This is a genomic window from Candidatus Thiothrix sulfatifontis, assembly GCA_022828425.1.
Lineage (GTDB): Bacteria > Pseudomonadota > Gammaproteobacteria > Thiotrichales > Thiotrichaceae > Thiothrix > Thiothrix sulfatifontis.
The window spans coordinates 168,764-187,184 of record CP094685.1; the positions used below are offsets into that span (position 1 = coordinate 168,764).

At 50.4% G+C, this 18,421-nt stretch carries 17 protein-coding genes and 1 pseudogene; 8 read left to right on the forward strand and 10 right to left on the reverse strand.

The features are described 5' to 3' along the window. The first annotated feature begins 12 nt into the window (after positions 1-12). Positions 13-2,430, forward strand: coding sequence for a CHAT domain-containing protein (locus tag L3K52_00895; GenBank protein UOG92307.1), 2,418 nt, complete (start codon positions 13-15; stop codon positions 2,428-2,430). Here the strand turns inward: L3K52_00895 and L3K52_00900 are convergent. The 6 genes and pseudogenes from L3K52_00900 to L3K52_00925 all read right to left on the reverse strand — a co-directional run bounded on the left by L3K52_00900 (position 2,412) and on the right by L3K52_00925 (position 6,919). Next, positions 2,412-3,011 carry a hypothetical protein gene (locus L3K52_00900; GenBank protein ID UOG92308.1) on the reverse strand — a complete coding sequence of 200 codons (600 nt, stop codon included), beginning with the start codon at positions 3,009-3,011 and terminating at the stop codon, positions 2,412-2,414. The two genes, L3K52_00895 and L3K52_00900, sit on opposite strands and share 19 nt — an antisense overlap. A gap of 44 nt (positions 3,012-3,055) precedes the next feature. Continuing rightward, positions 3,056-3,661, reverse strand: coding sequence for a sigma-70 family RNA polymerase sigma factor (locus L3K52_00905; GenBank protein UOG92309.1), 606 nt, complete (start codon positions 3,659-3,661; stop codon positions 3,056-3,058). Positions 3,662-3,786: 125 nt separating this feature from the next. Beyond that, on the reverse strand, positions 3,787-4,047 hold the full coding sequence (locus tag L3K52_00910) for a hypothetical protein (protein ID UOG92310.1): 261 nt from the start codon (positions 4,045-4,047) through the stop codon (positions 3,787-3,789). 166 nt (positions 4,048-4,213) lie between these two features. Further along, the gene (locus L3K52_00915) at positions 4,214-5,971 is read right to left on the reverse strand and encodes a histidine kinase (GenBank protein ID UOG92311.1); all 1,758 of its coding nucleotides are present in this window, start codon (positions 5,969-5,971) and stop codon (positions 4,214-4,216) included. A gap of 90 nt (positions 5,972-6,061) precedes the next feature. Beyond that, entirely contained in the window at positions 6,062-6,670 is a 609-nt protein-coding gene (locus L3K52_00920) for a response regulator transcription factor (GenBank protein ID UOG92312.1), read from the reverse strand. A 75-nt stretch (positions 6,671-6,745) separates the two neighbouring features. Further along, a pseudogene (locus tag L3K52_00925) lies at positions 6,746-6,919 on the reverse strand (DNA-3-methyladenine glycosylase I). Between the two features lie 71 nt (positions 6,920-6,990). On the opposite strand from L3K52_00925, the gene L3K52_00930 reads away from it, so the two are divergent. Further along, positions 6,991-7,917, forward strand: a complete 927-nt coding sequence (locus L3K52_00930; protein ID UOG92313.1) for a prolyl oligopeptidase family serine peptidase — start codon at positions 6,991-6,993, stop codon at positions 7,915-7,917. A 4-nt stretch (positions 7,918-7,921) separates the two neighbouring features. On the opposite strand, the gene L3K52_00935 is transcribed toward L3K52_00930, so the two are convergent. Both L3K52_00935 and L3K52_00940 read right to left on the reverse strand, forming a co-directional pair. Further along, positions 7,922-8,137 carry a helix-turn-helix transcriptional regulator gene (locus L3K52_00935; protein ID UOG92314.1) on the reverse strand — a complete coding sequence of 72 codons (216 nt, stop codon included), beginning with the start codon at positions 8,135-8,137 and terminating at the stop codon, positions 7,922-7,924. Between the two features lie 5 nt (positions 8,138-8,142). Beyond that, positions 8,143-8,673 (reverse strand): hypothetical protein, encoded by a 531-nt coding sequence (locus L3K52_00940; GenBank protein UOG92315.1) that lies wholly within the window; start codon positions 8,671-8,673, stop codon positions 8,143-8,145. Positions 8,674-8,749: 76 nt separating this feature from the next. Here L3K52_00940 and L3K52_00945 point away from each other — a divergent pair, with 76 nt between their 5' ends. From L3K52_00945 to L3K52_00955, 3 genes are all read left to right on the forward strand, one after another. After that, positions 8,750-9,343 (forward strand): hypothetical protein, encoded by a 594-nt coding sequence (locus tag L3K52_00945; protein ID UOG92316.1) that lies wholly within the window; start codon positions 8,750-8,752, stop codon positions 9,341-9,343. A 68-nt stretch (positions 9,344-9,411) separates the two neighbouring features. Next, positions 9,412-11,103 (forward strand): ATP-binding protein, encoded by a 1,692-nt coding sequence (locus L3K52_00950; protein UOG92317.1) that lies wholly within the window; start codon positions 9,412-9,414, stop codon positions 11,101-11,103. A 59-nt stretch (positions 11,104-11,162) separates the two neighbouring features. Next, the gene (locus L3K52_00955; GenBank protein ID UOG92318.1) at positions 11,163-12,851 is read left to right on the forward strand and encodes an ATP-binding protein; all 1,689 of its coding nucleotides are present in this window, start codon (positions 11,163-11,165) and stop codon (positions 12,849-12,851) included. A gap of 9 nt (positions 12,852-12,860) precedes the next feature. Here the strand turns inward: L3K52_00955 and alkB are convergent, their stop codons facing one another. Next, on the reverse strand, positions 12,861-13,508 hold the full coding sequence (alkB, locus tag L3K52_00960; protein ID UOG92319.1) for a DNA oxidative demethylase AlkB: 648 nt from the start codon (positions 13,506-13,508) through the stop codon (positions 12,861-12,863). A gap of 79 nt (positions 13,509-13,587) precedes the next feature. Here alkB and L3K52_00965 point away from each other — a divergent pair, with 79 nt between their 5' ends. From L3K52_00965 to L3K52_00975, 3 genes are all read left to right on the forward strand, one after another. Next, complete coding sequence (locus L3K52_00965; GenBank protein ID UOG92320.1) at positions 13,588-14,505, forward strand: hypothetical protein; 918 nt, start codon at positions 13,588-13,590, stop codon at positions 14,503-14,505. A 178-nt stretch (positions 14,506-14,683) separates the two neighbouring features. Further along, a complete protein-coding gene (locus L3K52_00970; GenBank protein ID UOG92321.1) occupies positions 14,684-16,201 on the forward strand; it encodes a Fic family protein in 1,518 nt (505 codons plus the stop codon). 45 nt (positions 16,202-16,246) lie between these two features. Next, positions 16,247-16,801 carry a hypothetical protein gene (locus L3K52_00975; GenBank protein UOG92322.1) on the forward strand — a complete coding sequence of 185 codons (555 nt, stop codon included), beginning with the start codon at positions 16,247-16,249 and terminating at the stop codon, positions 16,799-16,801. 13 nt (positions 16,802-16,814) lie between these two features. Here the strand turns inward: L3K52_00975 and L3K52_00980 are convergent, their stop codons facing one another. Then, entirely contained in the window at positions 16,815-17,129 is a 315-nt protein-coding gene (locus tag L3K52_00980) for an AAA family ATPase (protein UOG92323.1), read from the reverse strand. Positions 17,130-18,421: the final 1,292 nt, after the last annotated feature.

Consider the following 18,421-nt stretch of genomic DNA (forward strand, 5'->3'; position numbering starts at 1 on the left):
CAAGACTGATTCATGTTGCGAATGTCGTCTTTGCTGACTGCCACACTGTGGTGCTTTTTATTTAACCTAATCAATGTAAGCAATGCGCACGCTAATACCTTCGATTGCCAAGCCGAACCGTTGCTATCAGCGGCGGTGCAACCAGAGACACTGGATTACGCCAAATTTCTAAGCAAACGCGGCAAATTTTACCACCAATGCCGTCTGGATTACGCCCGCGCTAAGCAGGATTTCACCGACAGTTATACGATTGCCAGCAAAGCATCCCCTGCGGCTCCCGTCGATACGGGAATCGCCCTCAGCAATCTAGCCAGACTGTATATGGAATGGAATCAACACCTTGAGCAAGTCGAAGACAAATTCAAACAAGCAGCCACCCTGTTGCAAGGCACGGCACGGCATTTTGAAGCCCTGACACACTTGGGGGATTTTCATGCACAACAAAGCAATTGGTCGCAAGCACAAACGTATTACTTGCAAGCCCTGCAACACCTTGATTATCCGCAAATTCCGCCCGCGCAAAAAGCCATTGTTTTCAATAACCTCAGTAAGGTTTACCGCGAACAACGTCAGTATCCAACCGCCGCGCATTACCTAGAAGAAAGTGCCGCCCTACTCCCTAACACCAGTACCGACTATGCCATCAACCGTTACAATCTTGGGCAAAATGCCCATGCGCACGGTGATGATGCCAAAGCCAAACAGTATTACAACGCCAGCCTGAGCCTTTACCAACAGCAACCGCCCAGCCCCAACCGTGAACAAGATATTGCGCAAGTCAGCACCCGCTTGGCAGAGCTGGCTTTGCAAGCCGGTGACATTGCCGAAACCAAACGCTTATTGGATATAGCTGCCCCGACCTATCGCTCCCCCAAAAGCGCTTACTTGCCCAACGGCACCGCCTTTTTGAGTGCCACCATGCAACAGGATGTGCAACGTTTCGCGCGTCTGCAATTGCACGTCGCCACGCAAAGCCCCGTGTCACCGGCACAAGCCCCGGAGTTGGCAGACGCTTTCTGGGCGTTGCAACATTTGCACGGTTTGCAACGAATGCAGAACTTGCACCAAACTGTATTGCGCTGGAGTGCCAGCAACCCTGCACAAGCCCAAGCCATCCAAGATTTATGGCAAACCCAGCAAACCCTAACGCACTTGGAAGCACAACACGCCGCGCAATTGGGCACACCGGCTGCCGAACAACTTGCGGCTGCCATTAACACCCAACAACAAACACTGCTCGCCCAAGACAGTCAGTTACGCCGTGAATTTCCGGCATACCGTCAACTGCTGAATCCGAACGCTTTAAGTTTGAGCGACGCACAAACGCATCTGCGTGACCATGAAGCGCTGATGACTTGGGTGATCGACCACGATGCCATCAATCACCAGCAAGTCGCTTATTTATTGGTGGTTCGCTCCAAAACAGCCCCGCGCTTGCACCGTTTAGCATTGCCAGCCCATTTCAGTGAAAGCCTGGCACAAGTATTGCGCCCCATGTATGACGTCAGCGAAACCGCCCAGCCGCCTAGCCCCTTTGCCATGGCGCAAGCCGAACAGCTTTATCAAACGCTATTCGCCCCAGCGATACCCGATTTGCACGGCGTCAAACACATCATTGCGGTCACGGATGATGAATTACAACGCTTACCGCTGCCTTTACTGGTCATCAAGTCCGCGCCAGCAGAGGCTTACCGTGATGCCCATTGGCTAATGCAGGCGTATACGTTTGCGTACTTACCCTCGGTACAGGCACTGGCCAACTTGCGCACATTGCCCGCCGCCCCGCAAACGGATGCGCGTCACGCTTTTTTGGGGATTGGAGCGCCACAATATGCTCAACCCCAGCATCAACAGCAGCCCTTACCCGGTGCTGCGGAAGAATTAGAACACCAACGCCAACGTTTAGGCGGGGAATCCCAATTTGTCCTGACCGGAAAAGCCGCGACGGAACAAGCCCTGCAACAACTCAGCAACAGCGGCGAATTACAACAGTTCAGAGTCATTAGTTTGGCGACTCACGCGTACACGCCGTCACGCTTGGAAAATGCCGAAGCACGGCTAGAACTCGCCCCCACCGCGCAAGCCGACGGACAATTAACCGCCAGTGAGATCGCCAACTTGCAGCTCAAAGCCGACTGGGTATTATTGTCAGCGTGCAGCACGGGTAAACCCACCGATCTCAACGACGGCATGTCGGCCTTGGTCAAAGCCTTTTTCACCGCCGGGGCGCGTAGCGTCCTTGCTTCGCATTGGGATATTGATTCCGCCACCACCGAACAGTGGCTAGGCGCAGTATTTGACCAACTCCAACAGCAACCGCAGCAACGCGCCCAAGCCTTACAACACGCCATGCAAACGCTATTGGAGAGTGAGGCGTACAACCATCCTTTTTACTGGGGCGCATTCAGCCTTTACGGTGACGGCGGTTGATAATTAGGAAAGTCACGGCGAAACGCTTGCTTGACGCGATTCAATTGCGCTTCACACGCCTGGATAGCTTGCCAATATTGCTCCGGGTCACTGCGTACTGCTGCATTGGTAACACACACCGCTAACGGATCAGCGGCTGCCGGTGACTGGCGTAAATGCAATTCCGGTGGCGCGCTTTGGCGTAACAGCGGCATCAGCAACATGCCGAATGCCAGGCCCGCCATCAGCGTGACGGGCAAACTAAAACCGGGTGCAGGTAGTGCCAATAACGTCCAACCTTCAGGACGCCACCACCGCCGCCACCAAGACATTTTGGGGGCACATGGCGTAACGCTGCCCTCCGACCATGCATCCATCAATGCCTGCAAGCGCTCGCGCATCGCGGGTGAAAGCGTTTCATCCTGCACAAAAGCTGACGTGGAAGTCACCGCACTGTCGGTATCGGGCAATTGTTTCAAGTTCGCGCTGACCTGTTGCTGGAAATCCTCATCCAGCAACGCGGCTTGGTACAGCGCTTTCAGACGCGGATCAATACGCGTAGCATCATCATCAGGTTGTTCAGCGGGCGTATCATGTTGCATTGCTTAGTGTCTCCATCGTGTCGTTCCCCGGTTGTATTCAAGACTTATAACGCACGTTTCAATTTTTCTTTGGCATAACGCAAATGGGAGCGCACGGTTTCGTGTTTCTCTTGCATCCGCGCGGCGATGGCCTTAATCGACAAGCCTTCCGTGAGTTGTAAATTCAAGGCTTGCTGTTGCTTGTCGGGCAAAGCCGCGAACGCTTGTTTGAAAATCGCCAGCTTCGTCTTATTAACCAGCGCCTCTTCCAATAACATTAACCACTCCTCCGGGTTCGGGTTGTGATCCCTTAGCACCAATTCGCTGTCGTCAGCCTGCGTCAGACTCAACACGGCTTGTTCAGGTGCGCGTTTTTTACGCTCCTGTTTGCGGTGATCATCCAGCGCCTGACTTTTTGCCATTGTGCATAACATTGCCCATAAACCCGCATCAGGCAACGCTTTACCGCAGGACTTCAGCAATTTTAGCCAAGTGTTTTGCACACAATCTTCAGCACTCTCAACATCATTGTAGATGCAACTGCGGCGGATATAGTGCAATAAACGCTTACCATAGGCGTTGAGCATTTCGATTCCGGCTCGCGGGTCTTTTTTGCAAAAACGCTCGAATAACTGTTGGTCGTATGCCATCGAAGTAATGTCGTTATGCATGGGGTATACGTCCTAAAAGGTAAAAAGGGGTTAGCCATAATCGCCCGATGGATGTTACTTACATTTTTAAGCGTTGTTTCACAAGAATTTTTTGCCCATTATAAAAATAAAAAATGCAGGCAATATTAGCGGGTTGGCACCAAAGTACTGACCATTTCGGTCTCGGTGCTGGCGACCACCGCCAATACCAACGCAGGCTCACTCACCAAGACAGCCGCAGCACCGCAGGCCGCAGGATTCGCCCCATTTTGGCTGCAATTCTCTGGTCGCGGGTTAGTGGGATGGGGAGCGCCGATACTGCGGGTAGTCACATCCGCGCTGGCGCCAGCGCTCAACAGGCTGCTGCACAACAGTGCGAACAATAGGGTGCGGGTAATCGTCATCATGCTTACTCCTTGCTCTGTGTGATTGCCCCAGCACTTGCTGGAACACACCTAGAGTCTCAAAAGTAAGCAATTGAAAATATTGCGATAAATACCGGAATTACCCGGTTTTTATACGCAACCAACCCGCGTAGAAATACCGGAAGATCTACGTAGAACTACGCAGAAGTCACAACGTAACGGGAATAAGCACACGAATAGTTACCCCCATTTTGCCATCAATAAAAAATTGTCCGCCCAAGCGCTCAGTACGCTCGCGCATATTTTTAATGCCTTTGCCTTGAGCATTTTTTAACTGCTCGGCCTCTAAACCCTTGCCGTCATCTTTAACAATCAACTGTATGGCATTCGGTTCTTTATCAAGCTGAACTAACACACGGGTAACACCCACCGCGTATTTTTCGATATTATGCAGCGCTTCTCTGGCAATAATGAACACGGTATCGGCAACGGATTCTGGCAAGGTGCATAAATTTATTTGCACGTCTCGGATTACGGTAATCGCGTTTAATTCAGCTTTTGCCTGAAAATCCTCTAAAATACGGTGTAGTTTGTCTTGATGGGTGGTTTCGCCATTAGCGCATTTATCAATAACGTGCGAGATTTCACGCACATCGTCGATACTGGTTTTAACCACTGCCAAGAGCTTTTGCAAATAATCGGAACAGGCTTCTGGATTTTTGATGACATTATTGATAGCCAATTCTGTATAGGTTTTGGCTCCGACCAAATCTTGTTTAACATTATCATGCAAATCCATCGACAACTGCTTTAACTGCTCCGCAACAATTTGTTTTTCTGCCTGTAAACGCTGAAGCGGCGTATCCCCCGACGTTGCTGACACTGCCTTAGCTGGCTTTCTCATCAACAAATACACAGGTATTAGCCCCCCTAAAATCGCCATAAGCAACAGACCATAAATCAACAGTCTTGGCGCAGAAACCGGCTCAGCCAGTAACAAAACCTTCAACGCATCACTTAACACATCCTGTTTTACCAAGCTAAGCTCTGCCAATTGCTCCGCTGCTTTAAAATGATCGGCGTCGAATAGCACACGTTCCACCGGAATATTTTTCTCTGTTAAAGCTTGAATAACAGCTTGTTTGGCTTTATCGCTTTGAATCCAGAAGTCAATTTTTTCTTTCAATAACGAGGGAGCATCTTTGGTATGCCTAGGTGCGTTATAAATGACAATAGAATACTCTTCGCGGGAATAACCCTGTGGCGGCGATTCAATACTGTACTGCTCAAACTTGCCCCCCTCCCGCACTTCTTTATTAAGTATATCGAATAACACAACATCATCACCGGCATAAGCATCTATTGAATTTGGCTCAGTGGATAACAAACTTGTAATCGCCTTACCCCGTTCAGAAAACGTATTATTAATCGTCGCGGAGGGGAAAAAACTCCGAATAGCAGATTCATTCGTAACCGGCGAATTATCAGAACCTTTAAGCACGCCAATAGTGAGTTGAGCAGGGTTTTCATGCAAAGCGTTAATTTTATCACGCCTGATCAACAAGCGGGTTCGCGCAATAAAAAAAGGCTCTGAAAACTCCCCATTAAACGCACGCTGTTCCTCTATGCGCGTGGTCGTGCGTGAAGAGGGGCCGCATTGAATACCGATTTGCTTCTGGGTTAAAGCTCCGGCAAAGTTTTCAAAGCGCTTGCTCGGCTCTGCCAAAGGGCGCAAATTTTCAGGCGGGATGTCATACTGTTCAGCCCGCAAAAATGCCAGAAAATGACTGCAAAAACCCTTAACCTCGTTACCTCGGCCTTCACTCGACAAGTAACTGATCGGGGCGGCATCGGTGCTAAAACCAAAAATCAACGGTGTTTTAGCCGTTGCTTCGGTTGCACTGACACTGCTCCACATTGCGCTGCTGAGCAGCATCCCCAGACTGACTCGCTTGATCCACTTCATGCACACACCACTTCCCACTCGCAGGCTAACACGTTAATTTGCACACGAGTGTAGCGCATAAGCAGTAAATCTTATGCAGACTTATGGGTATTACAATAAATCGTGCTCCCATGCATAACGGGTGAGTTCCGCGACCGAACGTAACCCCAATTTATCGCGGATATTTTGACGGTGGGTTTCAACCGTGCGGGTTTCAATGGCGAGAATACGGGCAATTTCCCCGCTTTGTTTGCCTTTTGCCACCCACTGGAGCACTTCAATTTCGCGCTGCGTCAGTGGCACCGTTTTCGGTTGGGGTGCTGCAAGCATGGGCGGAAACACAAACAAACCGCAACGTACCGCCTCAATAGTACGCAACAACTGATCGGCATTACTGTGTTTGACCAAATACCCCGCCGCTCCCGCGTGCATCGCTTGGCGAGCGTATTCCGGTGAATCTTCCATCGTCAACATTAAGATTTTTAGCGTGGGAAATTGCTGTTTGAGTGCTTGGGTGGCGGCTAAACCATCCATCACCGGCATACGAATATCCATCAACACCATCTCCGGCAGCAATTCCGCCGCCAGCGTCAACGCTTCCTGCCCATTACCAGCCATGCCCACCACCTGAATACCGGCTTCGCGCAGCACCGCTGCAAAGCCTTCGCGCACGACCGGGTGATCATCGACAATCATGATGCGTAATGTTGAATCCCGCATGGTTCACTCCTTATTAGCCGGTGGGGTAATCGCGCACTGCTGCTTCAAACCTTCGTGTTGTTCAGTGCGTCGGAAAGTGTGCCAACTCAAGCCTGCTTGCGCCGCTTCCAGCACAATGAACTCGAACAGTTTGCGGTCATCGTGGACGGGCACACCCCATTCTTCATCGTGGTAGGCGACGTAATCGAGTTTGCTTAAATCGACCCATGCGCAGCGGCACAGGGAGGTGTCAGGCGAAACACTGTTCATGGTGGTGTACCCGTTTAATTATGAATAGTACAATAAGGCAAAATCATTACTAATACTTATAACGAGGCTGTATGAAACACAAGCACTCCCGACTTAACACTCTGGTGGGTTGCCTGCTCGCCGCATTGCTGGCTGTTTACAGCCATACCAGCACGGCAGCCGAAGAAATAACCCGCACACTTGACGACCAACGCCAATATTTATTGTACATCCCCAGCAGCTATCAAGCGACCAAGCCAACCCCACTGGTGCTGTTTTTCCACGGCGGTGGCGGACACATGCAACAGGCGGCGAATGCCTACGGTTGGCGCGAAAAGGCAGAACAGGAAGGTTTCATCGTTGCGTTCCCCAATGGCACCAGTGGCTTGCGCAAGCAACACCTGTTGGCAACGTGGAATGCGGGCAATTGCTGCGGTTTTGCCCGTGACGAGCAGGTGGATGATGTCGGTTTTGTCAAACAAGTGCTGGCCGACATTAAACGTCAGGTCACTATCGACAGCCAGCGGATTTTTGCTACCGGCATGTCGAACGGCGGGATGATGTCGCATCGGCTGGCGTGTGAAATGGCGGATACCTTCAGGGCGATTGCCGCCGTTGCTGGCACCGACAATACCCAAACCTGCCAGCCTTCGCGACCGATTGCGGTGCTGCACATCCACGCCAAAGATGACACCCATGTGTTGTTTGACGGTGGGGCGGGGGAAGATGCTTTCCGCGATGTCTCCAAGGTGACGGACTTTACGTCGGTAAATGAAACCATCAGCCGCTGGGTCAAACGCAACGGTTTGAACCCTGCACCACAACAGGAACGCAGCATTCCGGGCGCGGATCTCGAACGTTACGCCGCGAACAACCATCCGGCGCAAGTGTGGTTAGTCGCGACAGAAACGGGCGGGCATTCCTGGCCGGGTGGCAAGCGCGTCCGGGGCAAACAGCCATCGCGTGCGATTGACGCGACCGATTTTATTTGGCGGTTTTTCAGTAATACGAGTCGGTAAGCGGTTAATTCCTCGCTTCTGATTCAAATGCCAGAATATCTCCCGGCTGGCAATCCAACACCTCACAAATCTTCTGCAAGGTGTCAAAGCGGATGCCTTTCACCTTGCCGGATTTGAGCAGGGACACATTCTGTTCGGTAATGCCAATGCGTTCTGCCAGCTCTTTCGAGCGCATCTTGCGTTTGGCGAGCATCACATCAAGGTTCACAATAATCGGCATAGGGGTCACACAATCTGGCGGTTATCGTCGGCAATCACAGCAGCGGCTTGCAAAGCATGGGCAAGCATTACCATTAACGCCCCAATTAACACCAGCAGCACATCATTCATCTCAAAACTAACCGCTATCGCCTGATGCCCTTCGGGATTTTCAAGCGTTAGCACTAACACCGTCAAGAGCCGCGCCAAGGGGCTGGTCACGCCAAACACCACCAACATCCACGCGAAACACTGCAATTCCGCCGCAATGTCGGGGTGGAAATAATCGCGTTGCGCCAATAAGCGAAACACGCCCGCCATCGCCCAAATCCCAAAGACCATGATCAACAGGTGCAGCGTGGAAACACCCCACCCCATGCACAGTGCAAACGGGGTCAACTGCAAAGTTTCCGTGGTCAGCGTGGCAAGGTGTTTAACGACGAATGCTTGTCCATCCGGCAGCCACCACAGCAGCGCGTTGGATAAGAGCAGCAATGCCGCAATCACTTTTGCCGCCGGTGCCAGCCAATGTTTCAGGTGGGATGTATCAAATTTCATATTAACCTCGATTTCATGTTGCGAAGCCAAATATTATTGTATTACGATAATTAATTCAAGAAAAAGGTAAGCCAAGATGAAACAACTGCTCCCCATTGCCACAGCATTGCTGCTGGTCGCCTGCACCGCGATCCCCGTCAAAACGCTGTATAAACTCGCCACCGCTGACTTAATGACGGTCGACCCGACCCTCTTGCGGGTTGCTGCACAAATGCCGGATTGGGTTGCGCCACGCCCTGATGGTGTCAAGCTGGAACTCGGCATGAAGCGTGACGGTGAAACACCCATTAACGAACGCTTCAACCTCGAAGCCATCCCGTTGGCGCTGGAAGGCAAAACGCTTGCCGATGCCGCCAAACCGGGCTATCAACTGTATGCGTATCGGCTTGCGCCTGCGGATATTCCGCGCTTGCAACACTTCCGCGACACGCTGAAGGCGAAAAAAGCGGATGGTGGTAAGAAGGCGGAAACCTCAATGGGTGTCGGGGTGGATGCGTGCCGCAAGACGGAGTTGCCCGCAGGCAAAATCCCCGCCACCACGTTCCTGCAATTGGATAGGGAGTCGGGCTATCTGCCCTTGTTGGTCGATTACGATTTGCGCCAAAAGGTGGATGGCAAGGAGTTGGCGACCCTGATTCCACCGTGTACCACTCACCTTGGAAGGTTCTAGTGCCGCTTAACCATCAGCGGCACGGCTTATGCTAAACTCCTTCCATCAATCCGAAGGATAACAACCGCATGAAAATCCCCTACGGCGAAAGCAATTTCAAAACCGTCATCGGCGGTGGTTACGTTTATATCGACAAGACCGCGACCATTACCCAGTTGGAAGAAGCAGGCAAATACTTGTTTCTGCTGCGCCCGCGCCGTTTTGGTAAAAGCCTGTTTTTGTCGATGCTCGAATATTACTACGACGTGGCGTATCGGGATGAATTCGCTACCCTGTTTGGTCGCTTGGCTATTGGACAGAATCCCACCCCGTTGCGCAATAGCTATCAGGTGCTGTTTATGGATTTCAGCGGCATTGATACCGATGCAGGGCATGATGCCATTTTGCAACGTATCAATGACAAACTGGACACTTACCTCTTGAGTTTTTTGCTGCGGTATGGCCACGCGACCGAAATACAAACCAAGGTCACTGAAAAAAACTCTCCCGCAGCCAAGATGGAATATTTCATGGATGCGATGTCCGGGCAAAAATTGCTGCTGCTGATCGACGAATACGACCATTTTGCCAACAGCATTCTCGCCGCTGATATGAAACTGTTCTTGCGGGTCATGGGCAAAGGCGGCTTTGTGCGCAGCTTCTACGAAACGCTCAAAACCGCTACACAACGCGGCACGCTGGATCGGCTGTTCGTCACCGGCGTTACCCCCATCATGCTCGACAGCATGACCAGCGGTTTCAACATCGGGCAAAATCTCTCGCTGCATGAAGGTTTCAATGAAGCGATTGGCTTTACCAAAACGGAAGTCAGCGGTTTGCTGCAACCGTTGGCGGATAGTTGCCCTGTGGCGTTGGAACAGTTGCTGGCAGACGTCACCCGCTGGTACAACGGCTACCGTTTCAACATCAAGTCCCCGGAAACGGTCTACAACGCCAATATGGTGTTGTATTTCGTGAAGAATTTTGATTTACGCCGTTGTACCTACCCCAAGCCGATGATGGATGAAAATATTGCCTCCGATTACGGCAAAATCATGGGCATGTTCAGCATTGGTAATCGTGATGAAAATTTCGCAGTGCTGGATGAGCTGATTAATCAGGGCGCAGTGCAGGCTTCACAACGCCGCAAATTTGAATTCGACAAAGGGTTTGATCGCGATGATTTCATCAGCTTACTCGCCTATATGGGCTTTGTGACCCTACAAAATGAAACCTTGGCGGGTGAAACGTTCGTCATTCCCAATTACGCCATCCGCGAGTTTTACTTCCATTATTTCAAGGTCGAACTGGAACGCCGCAACCAGATCAGCATCCCCAATCAGGCATTACGGTTGGCGGTAGAAAAGCTGGCACTGTACGCCGACATTCAGCCCTTGATGGATGAGATGGTGCGTGCCTTGCAACTGCTTTCCAACCGCGATGCGATGGGGATGGATGAAAAGCACGTCAAAGTGCTCCTGCTGACGCTGTTGTACCAGACGCAAATCTATTTCGTGCAAAGCGAGCGCGAACTCAACCGCCGTTACCCCGATATTTTGCTGCTGGAACGCAACCCCATCGCCGTTCCACACCAGCATTTGATCGAGCTGAAATACAGCAAAAAAAGCGACAAGGCAGCGGGGTGGGCAGCCAAAAAGCAGGAAGGCATGGAGCAGGTGCAAGGCTATTTGCAACTGCCGGAAATTACAGCGCTGCAAAACCTCGTCGCTTGGCTGCTAGTGACGGATGGGGAACGGGTGGAAGTGGTGACGTTCGCTTAACCATTGGCGGCACGGCTTATGCTAAACTCCCTCTATCAATCCGACAGGATAATAACGGCATGAAAATCCCCTACGGCGAAAGCAATTTCAAAAAAGTCATGACGGACGGTTTTGTCTACATCGACAAAACCCACTACATCACAACCTTGGAAACCGTAGGCAGCCACTTGTTTCTGCTACGCCCGCGCCGTTTTGGTAAAAGCCTGTTTTTGTCGATGCTCGAATATTATTACGACGTGGCGTATCGGGAGGAATTCGCTACCCTGTTTGGTCGCTTGGCTATTGGGCAAAGCCCCACCCCGTTGCGCAACAGCTATCAGGTGCTGTTTATGGATTTCAGCGGCATTGATACCGACGAGGGGCATGACACGATTCTCCAGCGTATCAATGAAAAACTGGATAGCCACTTGCAACATTTTTTGCGGCGTTATGCTTATCCTGAAACGTTTCAACGCGAAGTGCTGGCGAAAACCTCACCCGCTGCCAAAATGCAGCATTTTTGGGACTTGATGTCCGGGCAAAAATTGCTGCTGCTGATCGACGAATACGACCATTTTGCCAACAGCATTCTCGCCGCTGATATGAAACTGTTCTTGCGGGTCATGGGCAAAGGCGGCTTTGTGCGCAGTTTCTACGAAACCCTCAAAACAGCCACACAACGCGGCACGCTGGATCGGCTGTTCGTCACCGGCGTTACCCCCATCATGCTCGACAGCATGACCAGCGGTTTTAACATCGGGCAAAATCTCTCGCTGCATGAAGGTTTCAACGAAGCGATTGGCTTTACCAAAACGGAAGTCAGCGGTTTGCTGCAACCGTTGGCGGACAGTTGCCCGGTGGCGTTGGAACAGTTGCTGGCGGACGTAACCCGCTGGTACAACGGCTACCGTTTCAACATCAAGTCCCCAGAAACTGTCTACAACGCCAATATGGTGCTGTATTTCGTGAAGAATTTTGATCTACGCAACTGTGAATACCCCGACCCAATGATGGATGAAAACATCGCCTCCGATTACGGCAAAATCATGGGCATGTTCAGCATTGGCAACCGCGACGTGAATTTTGCAGTGCTGGATGAGCTGATCAATACCGAGGCAGTGACCGCATTGCAACGCCGTAAATTTGAATTCGACAAAGGTTTTGATCGCGATGATTTCATTAGCCTGCTGGCCTACATGGGATTTGTCACGCTGGAACGCAAAACCTTGGCGGGTGAAACGTTCGTCATCCCCAATTACGCCATCCGCGAGTTTTACTTCCATTATTTCAAGGTAGAACTGGAACGCCGCAACCAGATCAGCATCCCCAATCAGGCATTGCGGCTGGCAGTGGAAAAGCTGGCACTGTACGCTGACATTCAGCCCTTAATGGATGAAATGGTGCGTGCCTTGCAACTGCTTTCCAACCGCGATGCGATGGGAATGGACGAAAAACACGTCAAGGTGCTGTTGCTGACGCTGTTGTACCAAACGCAAATCTATTTCGTGCAAAGCGAACGCGAACTCAACCGCCGTTACCCCGACATTTTGCTGCTGGAACGCAACCCGATAGCCGTTCCACACCAGCATTTGATTGAGCTGAAATACAGCAAAAAAAGCGACAAGGCAGCGGGTTGGGCAGCCAAAAAGCAGGAAGGCATGGAGCAGGTGCAAGGCTATTTGCAACTGCCGGAAATTGCCGCACTGAAAAACCTTGCCGCATGGCTGCTGGTGACGGATGGGGAACGGGTGGAAGTGGTTACGTTCTAACGTCGCCCGTCACAACGCCTGCCGAAACGTCAGGTTGATACGCGCCTCACCCAGCAGCGGATGTTGCCCCGCTTTGAGTGGCGCAATGCCGTGGAACACCAACCGCGCTGCCCCGCCCCACACCACCACATCGCCGTGCAGCAACGGCACTTTCGCCGCCTTGTCACTGCGCTGCAATCCGCCCCACAAGAACGTCGCGGGCAAGCCCAACGATACCGACACAATCGGCGCGGTCAGGTCGCGTTCGTCGCGATCTTGATGCAGTGCCATTTTCGCACCCACCGGATAGCGGTTGATCAGGCAAGCATCCGGCTGGAAATCGGGGAAACCTGCCGCCAGTGCTGCGGCCTGCGCCAAACTGCGGAAATCCGCTGGCATTGCAGGCCAGGCTTGCCCACTCAGCGGGTCGGTGGTGCTGTAGCGGTAGCCTTTGCGGTCGGTGATCCAGCCCGCTGTGCCGCCATTGGTCATCGCCACCGACATCGTGTAGCCGCCGGGCGTTTGCATGTGCCGGAACGGGGCTTGGGCAGCAATCGCGTGGATGCCTGCCAGCAAGTTGTCGGTGTGAGCGGTGGCGTATTGGTGCAATACCAGCGCACCGGGGCTTAGGGGTTCAGTCCACGGTTCGGGCGGGGTGTTGAAGAGGTTGAGGTTCATACTGGTATTTTAACGATTTAATGTGCAAAATCGAGACATTCATCAATTTTCCAACTTTTTACATTTTCAGGGAAAACCCATGTATATCAAAGATTTGATTGGCAATATCTCCACATCCGATAGCTCTCGAACCAAACGAGCGCGTATCCATCAGGGTTGGTGGCGAGCCTTCGTCCTAAAACAACCCGCCGGACAACATCCTATCAAAAAAGATATGACGGTATGCAATGTATTGCCTGATCAAACGGCTGGCTATAGCAATTTTATAACGGAAAGTATCGGTGATCTGGCTGAACGTACAGCAAAAGAACATAACAACACAAAGTCTGCCGGAATGATGGAAATGAATCGCCTGAAAACCAACCTACTTTCCAGCCAACCGCTGTGTTTCAATTTCTTTGGGCTGCTGGCACTAGACCGCGAGCTTGGCCTGAAAACCATTAAAGCTTTTTTTCCCGAAATAACGGGATTTTCAGGCGTAAAATTTGAATATGCGCCATCACCAAAGGAAGAATACACCAATGACAATTCAGCTTTTGACGTTGCATTAGAGGTATCCATCGGCGATCAACTAGGTCTGATTGGGATTGAATGCAAGTATACTGAACCGTTTTCTCCGCACGAGTACAGCAAGTCTGACTATGAAAATATCCACAATGCGAGCAATAATTTTCTTGCCAGTTATGAGGTGTTGACCAGTAGCACATTCAATCAGCTCTACAGAAATCAACTCATTGCCGAAGCATTACTGCAAAAGGGTCATTATCAATTTGTGAAAACGGCACTCTTCTGTTCACCTGATGACGAAAATGCCAAAAATGTAGGTCATGAGTTCAGCAAAATGATTAAAAGCGGCTTCACCGTTATCGACTTTTTTGAATACATTACCGCCATGCAAAAACTTGATCTCACGCCTACTCAACGAAAAAACACTATGATGTTGTGGGCGCGGTATATGGCGCATGAATTAAGTCACGCTGCTGCGTTAGAGTATTAAGGATAACAACCCTTATGATTGATCACCAAAAATTCCAGTTGGTACGTTTGAAGAAATATTTAACGGGTCAGGGCAGCAGAAAAAAGCACAATAACCTAAAGATCGTACAACGCAATAACCTAATAATGGTATAGCATAATAACCTAAAGATTGTCTGTCACAGCCCGCGAGTACCCCCATGTCCCCAGCCGACAAACTGGCGCAATCCCTGAGTGCCTTGAAAGCCTTGCAAGACCAACAGCGCGTTGGCATCCAAAGCAACGAGCTAACCCGCACCCACCGCGAACGCCTGCTGCAACAAGGTTTCCTGCGCGAAGTCATGAAGGGCTGGTTCATCCCCACCCGCCCCGATGAACGCCAAGGTGAAAGCACTTCTTGGTACGCATCCTTCTGGGGTTTCTGTCACGATTATCTAAATACCCGCTTTGGCACTGAATGGTGTTTGGGCGCAGAACAATCCATCAGCCTACACGTCGGCAACTGGACAATTCCCCGGCAATTGCTGGTACGTTCCCCCAAGGCAGGCAATAAGCCGACAGCACTCTTGCATGGCACATCATTGCTAGATTTGCGCTTGGAGATTCCCGCCCCTGCATACATCCAAACCCTTGACGGTATTCGCGTTATGCGGCTGGAAGTGGCACTCATCCAATGCTTACCGCGCCAGTTCAGCAGCAATCCGATTGAAATGCGGGCAGCGTTGGCGATGTTGCCCGATGCGTCCAACCTGTTACGGCATTTGTTGGAAGGCGGCAATAGTGTCGTGGCGGGGCGTTTGGCTGGGGCGTTTCGCAATATCGGGCGAGATGCCATCGCCGATAATCTGCTTGCCACCCTACGCAGCGCGGGTTACAGCGTCAGCGAGCAAGACCCGTTTGCGGATAGGCCGGCGTTACCTTTGCAAAGCCGCAGCCATTCCCCCTATGTCAACCGCCTGCGCATGATGTGGCAGCAATACCGCCAGCCTGTCATCGAGCATTTCAACGTTACCCCCAATCCAGTCACGGATGCGGCAAGCTACCTGCAACACGTCGAAGAGGTGTACCTGACCGATGCTTACAACTCCCTTTCCATCGAAGGCTATCGGGTCAACACCCAACTGATTGAACAAGTACGCAGCGGGCAATGGAATCCGCAAACCAACCCCGCCGACCGCGAACATCTGGATGCGATGGCGGCGCGTGGTTACTGGCAAGCCTTTCAAGCGGTCAAACACAGCGTTGCCAAAGTATTGCAAGGCGAAAACGCAGGTACAGTTGCCAGCCACGATCTCGATACGTGGTATCGGGAACTGTTTGCCCCCAGCGTTACCGCCGGTATCCTGAGCGCCGTCAATCTGGCGGGCTACCGCAATCACCCCGTTTACATCCGCCATTCCCAGCACGTCCCACCCAACCACGAAGCGGTACGCGAACTCCTGCCCGCGTTGTTTGAACTCATGGAAAATGAACCCGAACCCGCCGTGAATGTGGTGCTGTCACACTTTTTCTTTGTGTACATTCACCCCTACATGGATGGCAACGGGCGCTGCGGGCGTTTCCTGATGAATCTCATGATGGCAGCAGGCGGCTACCCGTGGACAGTCGTCCCATTGGCAAAGCGCGACGAGTACATGGATGCGCTGGAACAGGCTAGCGTTGGGCAAAACATTGTGCCATTTACCCGTTTCATCGCGGAGTTAGCAGCAAACCAGTAGAAATGAGTGCGCTATACTCACACCACAAACCATCAGGACACCACCATGATTCCCGTCGGCTATATGTACAAAAAAACTGTCATCAAACCGGATTGGCTACAAGCCGCCAATGTCGTTGATGTCTACTCACTCAGCAACTGCATTTCGCACGGCTTTGCCGACTACATCAACTATTGGCAGCACAACGGCTACTGGCTGTTCGATTCGCCCGCCATTATCGAAGCCCTCGCTGCGGCTGAAAATATCGACTTAAGCGACACCACCCTGTTTTATTACGAAGCCTATGAGTACGAATACGTCGAAGAAACCGACACATGGGCAACGTTCACCCCCGAACCATCATGGGTAACTGAGGTACAAATCCCAGTACACAAGCACCTTGAAGGCTTTGACGTCACCACGTTTTCGGGACACAACGAGCCGGAATGCTCGCCACTGTCATGCAACGCATTAGCGACTGATATTTCGGTCAACCAACATTGCCTGTTCAATACGTTTGCGGAGGCAAAAGAAGCCATAGAACGTGGATTTTTCAAGAATTCCGAACCGGGGCCGTACCGGATTTTCGCGGTTTACACAATAACGCCTGCCGAAATTTAACGTTTCTCCCTGATTACTGTGGGAAGTGTTCGATATGGATGCTGCGTAACGGCTGGAACAGTTCTGGCAAACGTTGCACCTCATCCAGAATCACCAACTTGTCTTCGTGCTGACTCAAATAGGCTTCGGGATCAAGCAACTTATTGCGGTCAGTCGGGCTTTCCAGATCAAGGTAAAGGCAGGATTCACGCTGTGCGCACAGCACTTCCGCCAGTGTTGTCTTACCGGCCTGACGCGGCCCCAGTAAGGCTACGGCGGGAAACTGTGCCAAATGTTCAACAAGGCGTGGGTATAGCTGTCGGGTAATCATCTGCAAATTATGGAACATACTCCTCAATTTGCAAGGTAAACATCGTGTTTTGGGTGTCGAAGAGGTGGAGGTTGACGCATATAAACACGAATGCGGGCGTTATTAGTGGGTATTTTTTACTAACTTATGATAGAGTTTCAGGCAATTCGTCAAGCATTGGCGACAACCCAACACACGCCATACCAATCATAACAACACGCGACTGACCCTATGCTGGTTTCGGCGCAGTAGGGCGGTAGCGTGTCAGCGATTCCCCGTATGGCATCGGTGTATGTACGGCGGGCGTGAACCAGAAGGCAGCAATGACAATCCCAGACTAGGCGAACCATATAGGCAGTCTCTGCTTATTGGTTGAGCGGAGGCTGTATATTCTGATATTCCTGAACACCGAATAGCAAACTGTTGGCAAGATACAGGGCTTCGCGCATGGACGTCCGCAAAAAATATAGATTCACAAATCAATAGGTTATATAAATGATTGTAGGATTTTTTTAACTATTTATTATTTTTGGAGGTTTCCGTCATGGAGTCGTTAATTGCTTTATTTATTCTCGCTCTTTTGTATTCCGCATGTATTAGTAAGTAATAACTTATTAAATAAAATAGATATAGGAAAAGTTGCAAAGAACTGAGGGACTTAATGTATTCCCCGTGTCGAAAGTTGTTTAAACAAAGGCATTACAAGTTTGCAATGCCTTTGAAAAAATCTCAAATGAAGTTGGTGATTCTACTTTTACAGTAAAGATACTGGTGTGTAGTGATTAAAAAATTTTTAAGCATTATAGGAAAACGACCATTATGTAAAAACTGCAACAACTGTGCACCAAAAATCAATGGTTGGGTTTTTATTTTGTGCTGGAGATGCAGTGGCATTTCCTTTGGGTTTTTATTTTATTTAATAAGCAAAGATTATATTAAAATAAACATTACCACATCCTGTGTGATAATAATTATTACACATATAGAATATATGAATCAGAAACTATTTAGCTATAGAACTCCTGGATTAATTAGATTTCTATCTGGTTCTTTTCTTATTTTTTGTTTAGTGTCAACTGTAAGAGAATTATTATTCATTTTTAATTTACAATAGGCATAGGGAGTCTCTATAATCCCGTGGATAACCATGTTAACTTATTGATTACTATATGCTAAATTTGATAATAACGTGGATTTTTAGAGGTTCTCTATATATTGTGAAGCTTGGTACTCATCTTGCGCTGATGACTTATACAATGTGTCAGCTCAAATGAACGACCATCATGTAACTTAAACTTCATTAGACATATTAATACTCGCATGATTAAATG

Bases quoted from the DNA above. Each gene is read 5' to 3' on its own strand.
- L3K52_00915 (UOG92311.1), bottom strand. From the start codon at position 5,971: ATGAAGTGGATCAAGCGAGTCAGTCTGGGGATGCTGCTCAGCAGCGCA.
- L3K52_00980 (UOG92323.1), bottom strand. From the start codon at position 17,129: ATGTTCCATAATTTGCAGATGATTACCCGACAGCTATACCCACGCCTT.
- L3K52_00965 (UOG92320.1), top strand. From the start codon at position 13,588: ATGTATATCAAAGATTTGATTGGCAATATCTCCACATCCGATAGCTCT.
- L3K52_00950 (UOG92317.1), top strand. From the start codon at position 9,412: ATGAAAATCCCCTACGGCGAAAGCAATTTCAAAACCGTCATCGGCGGT.
- L3K52_00910 (UOG92310.1), bottom strand. From the start codon at position 4,047: ATGATGACGATTACCCGCACCCTATTGTTCGCACTGTTGTGCAGCAGC.
- L3K52_00940 (UOG92315.1), bottom strand. From the start codon at position 8,673: ATGAAATTTGATACATCCCACCTGAAACATTGGCTGGCACCGGCGGCA.
- L3K52_00975 (UOG92322.1), top strand. From the start codon at position 16,247: ATGATTCCCGTCGGCTATATGTACAAAAAAACTGTCATCAAACCGGAT.
- L3K52_00905 (UOG92309.1), bottom strand. From the start codon at position 3,661: ATGCATAACGACATTACTTCGATGGCATACGACCAACAGTTATTCGAG.
- L3K52_00900 (UOG92308.1), bottom strand. From the start codon at position 3,011: ATGCAACATGATACGCCCGCTGAACAACCTGATGATGATGCTACGCGT.
- L3K52_00955 (UOG92318.1), top strand. From the start codon at position 11,163: ATGAAAATCCCCTACGGCGAAAGCAATTTCAAAAAAGTCATGACGGAC.
- L3K52_00930 (UOG92313.1), top strand. From the start codon at position 6,991: ATGAAACACAAGCACTCCCGACTTAACACTCTGGTGGGTTGCCTGCTC.
- L3K52_00935 (UOG92314.1), bottom strand. From the start codon at position 8,137: ATGCCGATTATTGTGAACCTTGATGTGATGCTCGCCAAACGCAAGATG.
- L3K52_00920 (UOG92312.1), bottom strand. From the start codon at position 6,670: ATGCGGGATTCAACATTACGCATCATGATTGTCGATGATCACCCGGTC.
- L3K52_00970 (UOG92321.1), top strand. From the start codon at position 14,684: ATGTCCCCAGCCGACAAACTGGCGCAATCCCTGAGTGCCTTGAAAGCC.
- alkB (UOG92319.1), bottom strand. From the start codon at position 13,508: ATGAACCTCAACCTCTTCAACACCCCGCCCGAACCGTGGACTGAACCC.
- L3K52_00895 (UOG92307.1), top strand. From the start codon at position 13: ATGTTGCGAATGTCGTCTTTGCTGACTGCCACACTGTGGTGCTTTTTA.
- L3K52_00945 (UOG92316.1), top strand. From the start codon at position 8,750: ATGAAACAACTGCTCCCCATTGCCACAGCATTGCTGCTGGTCGCCTGC.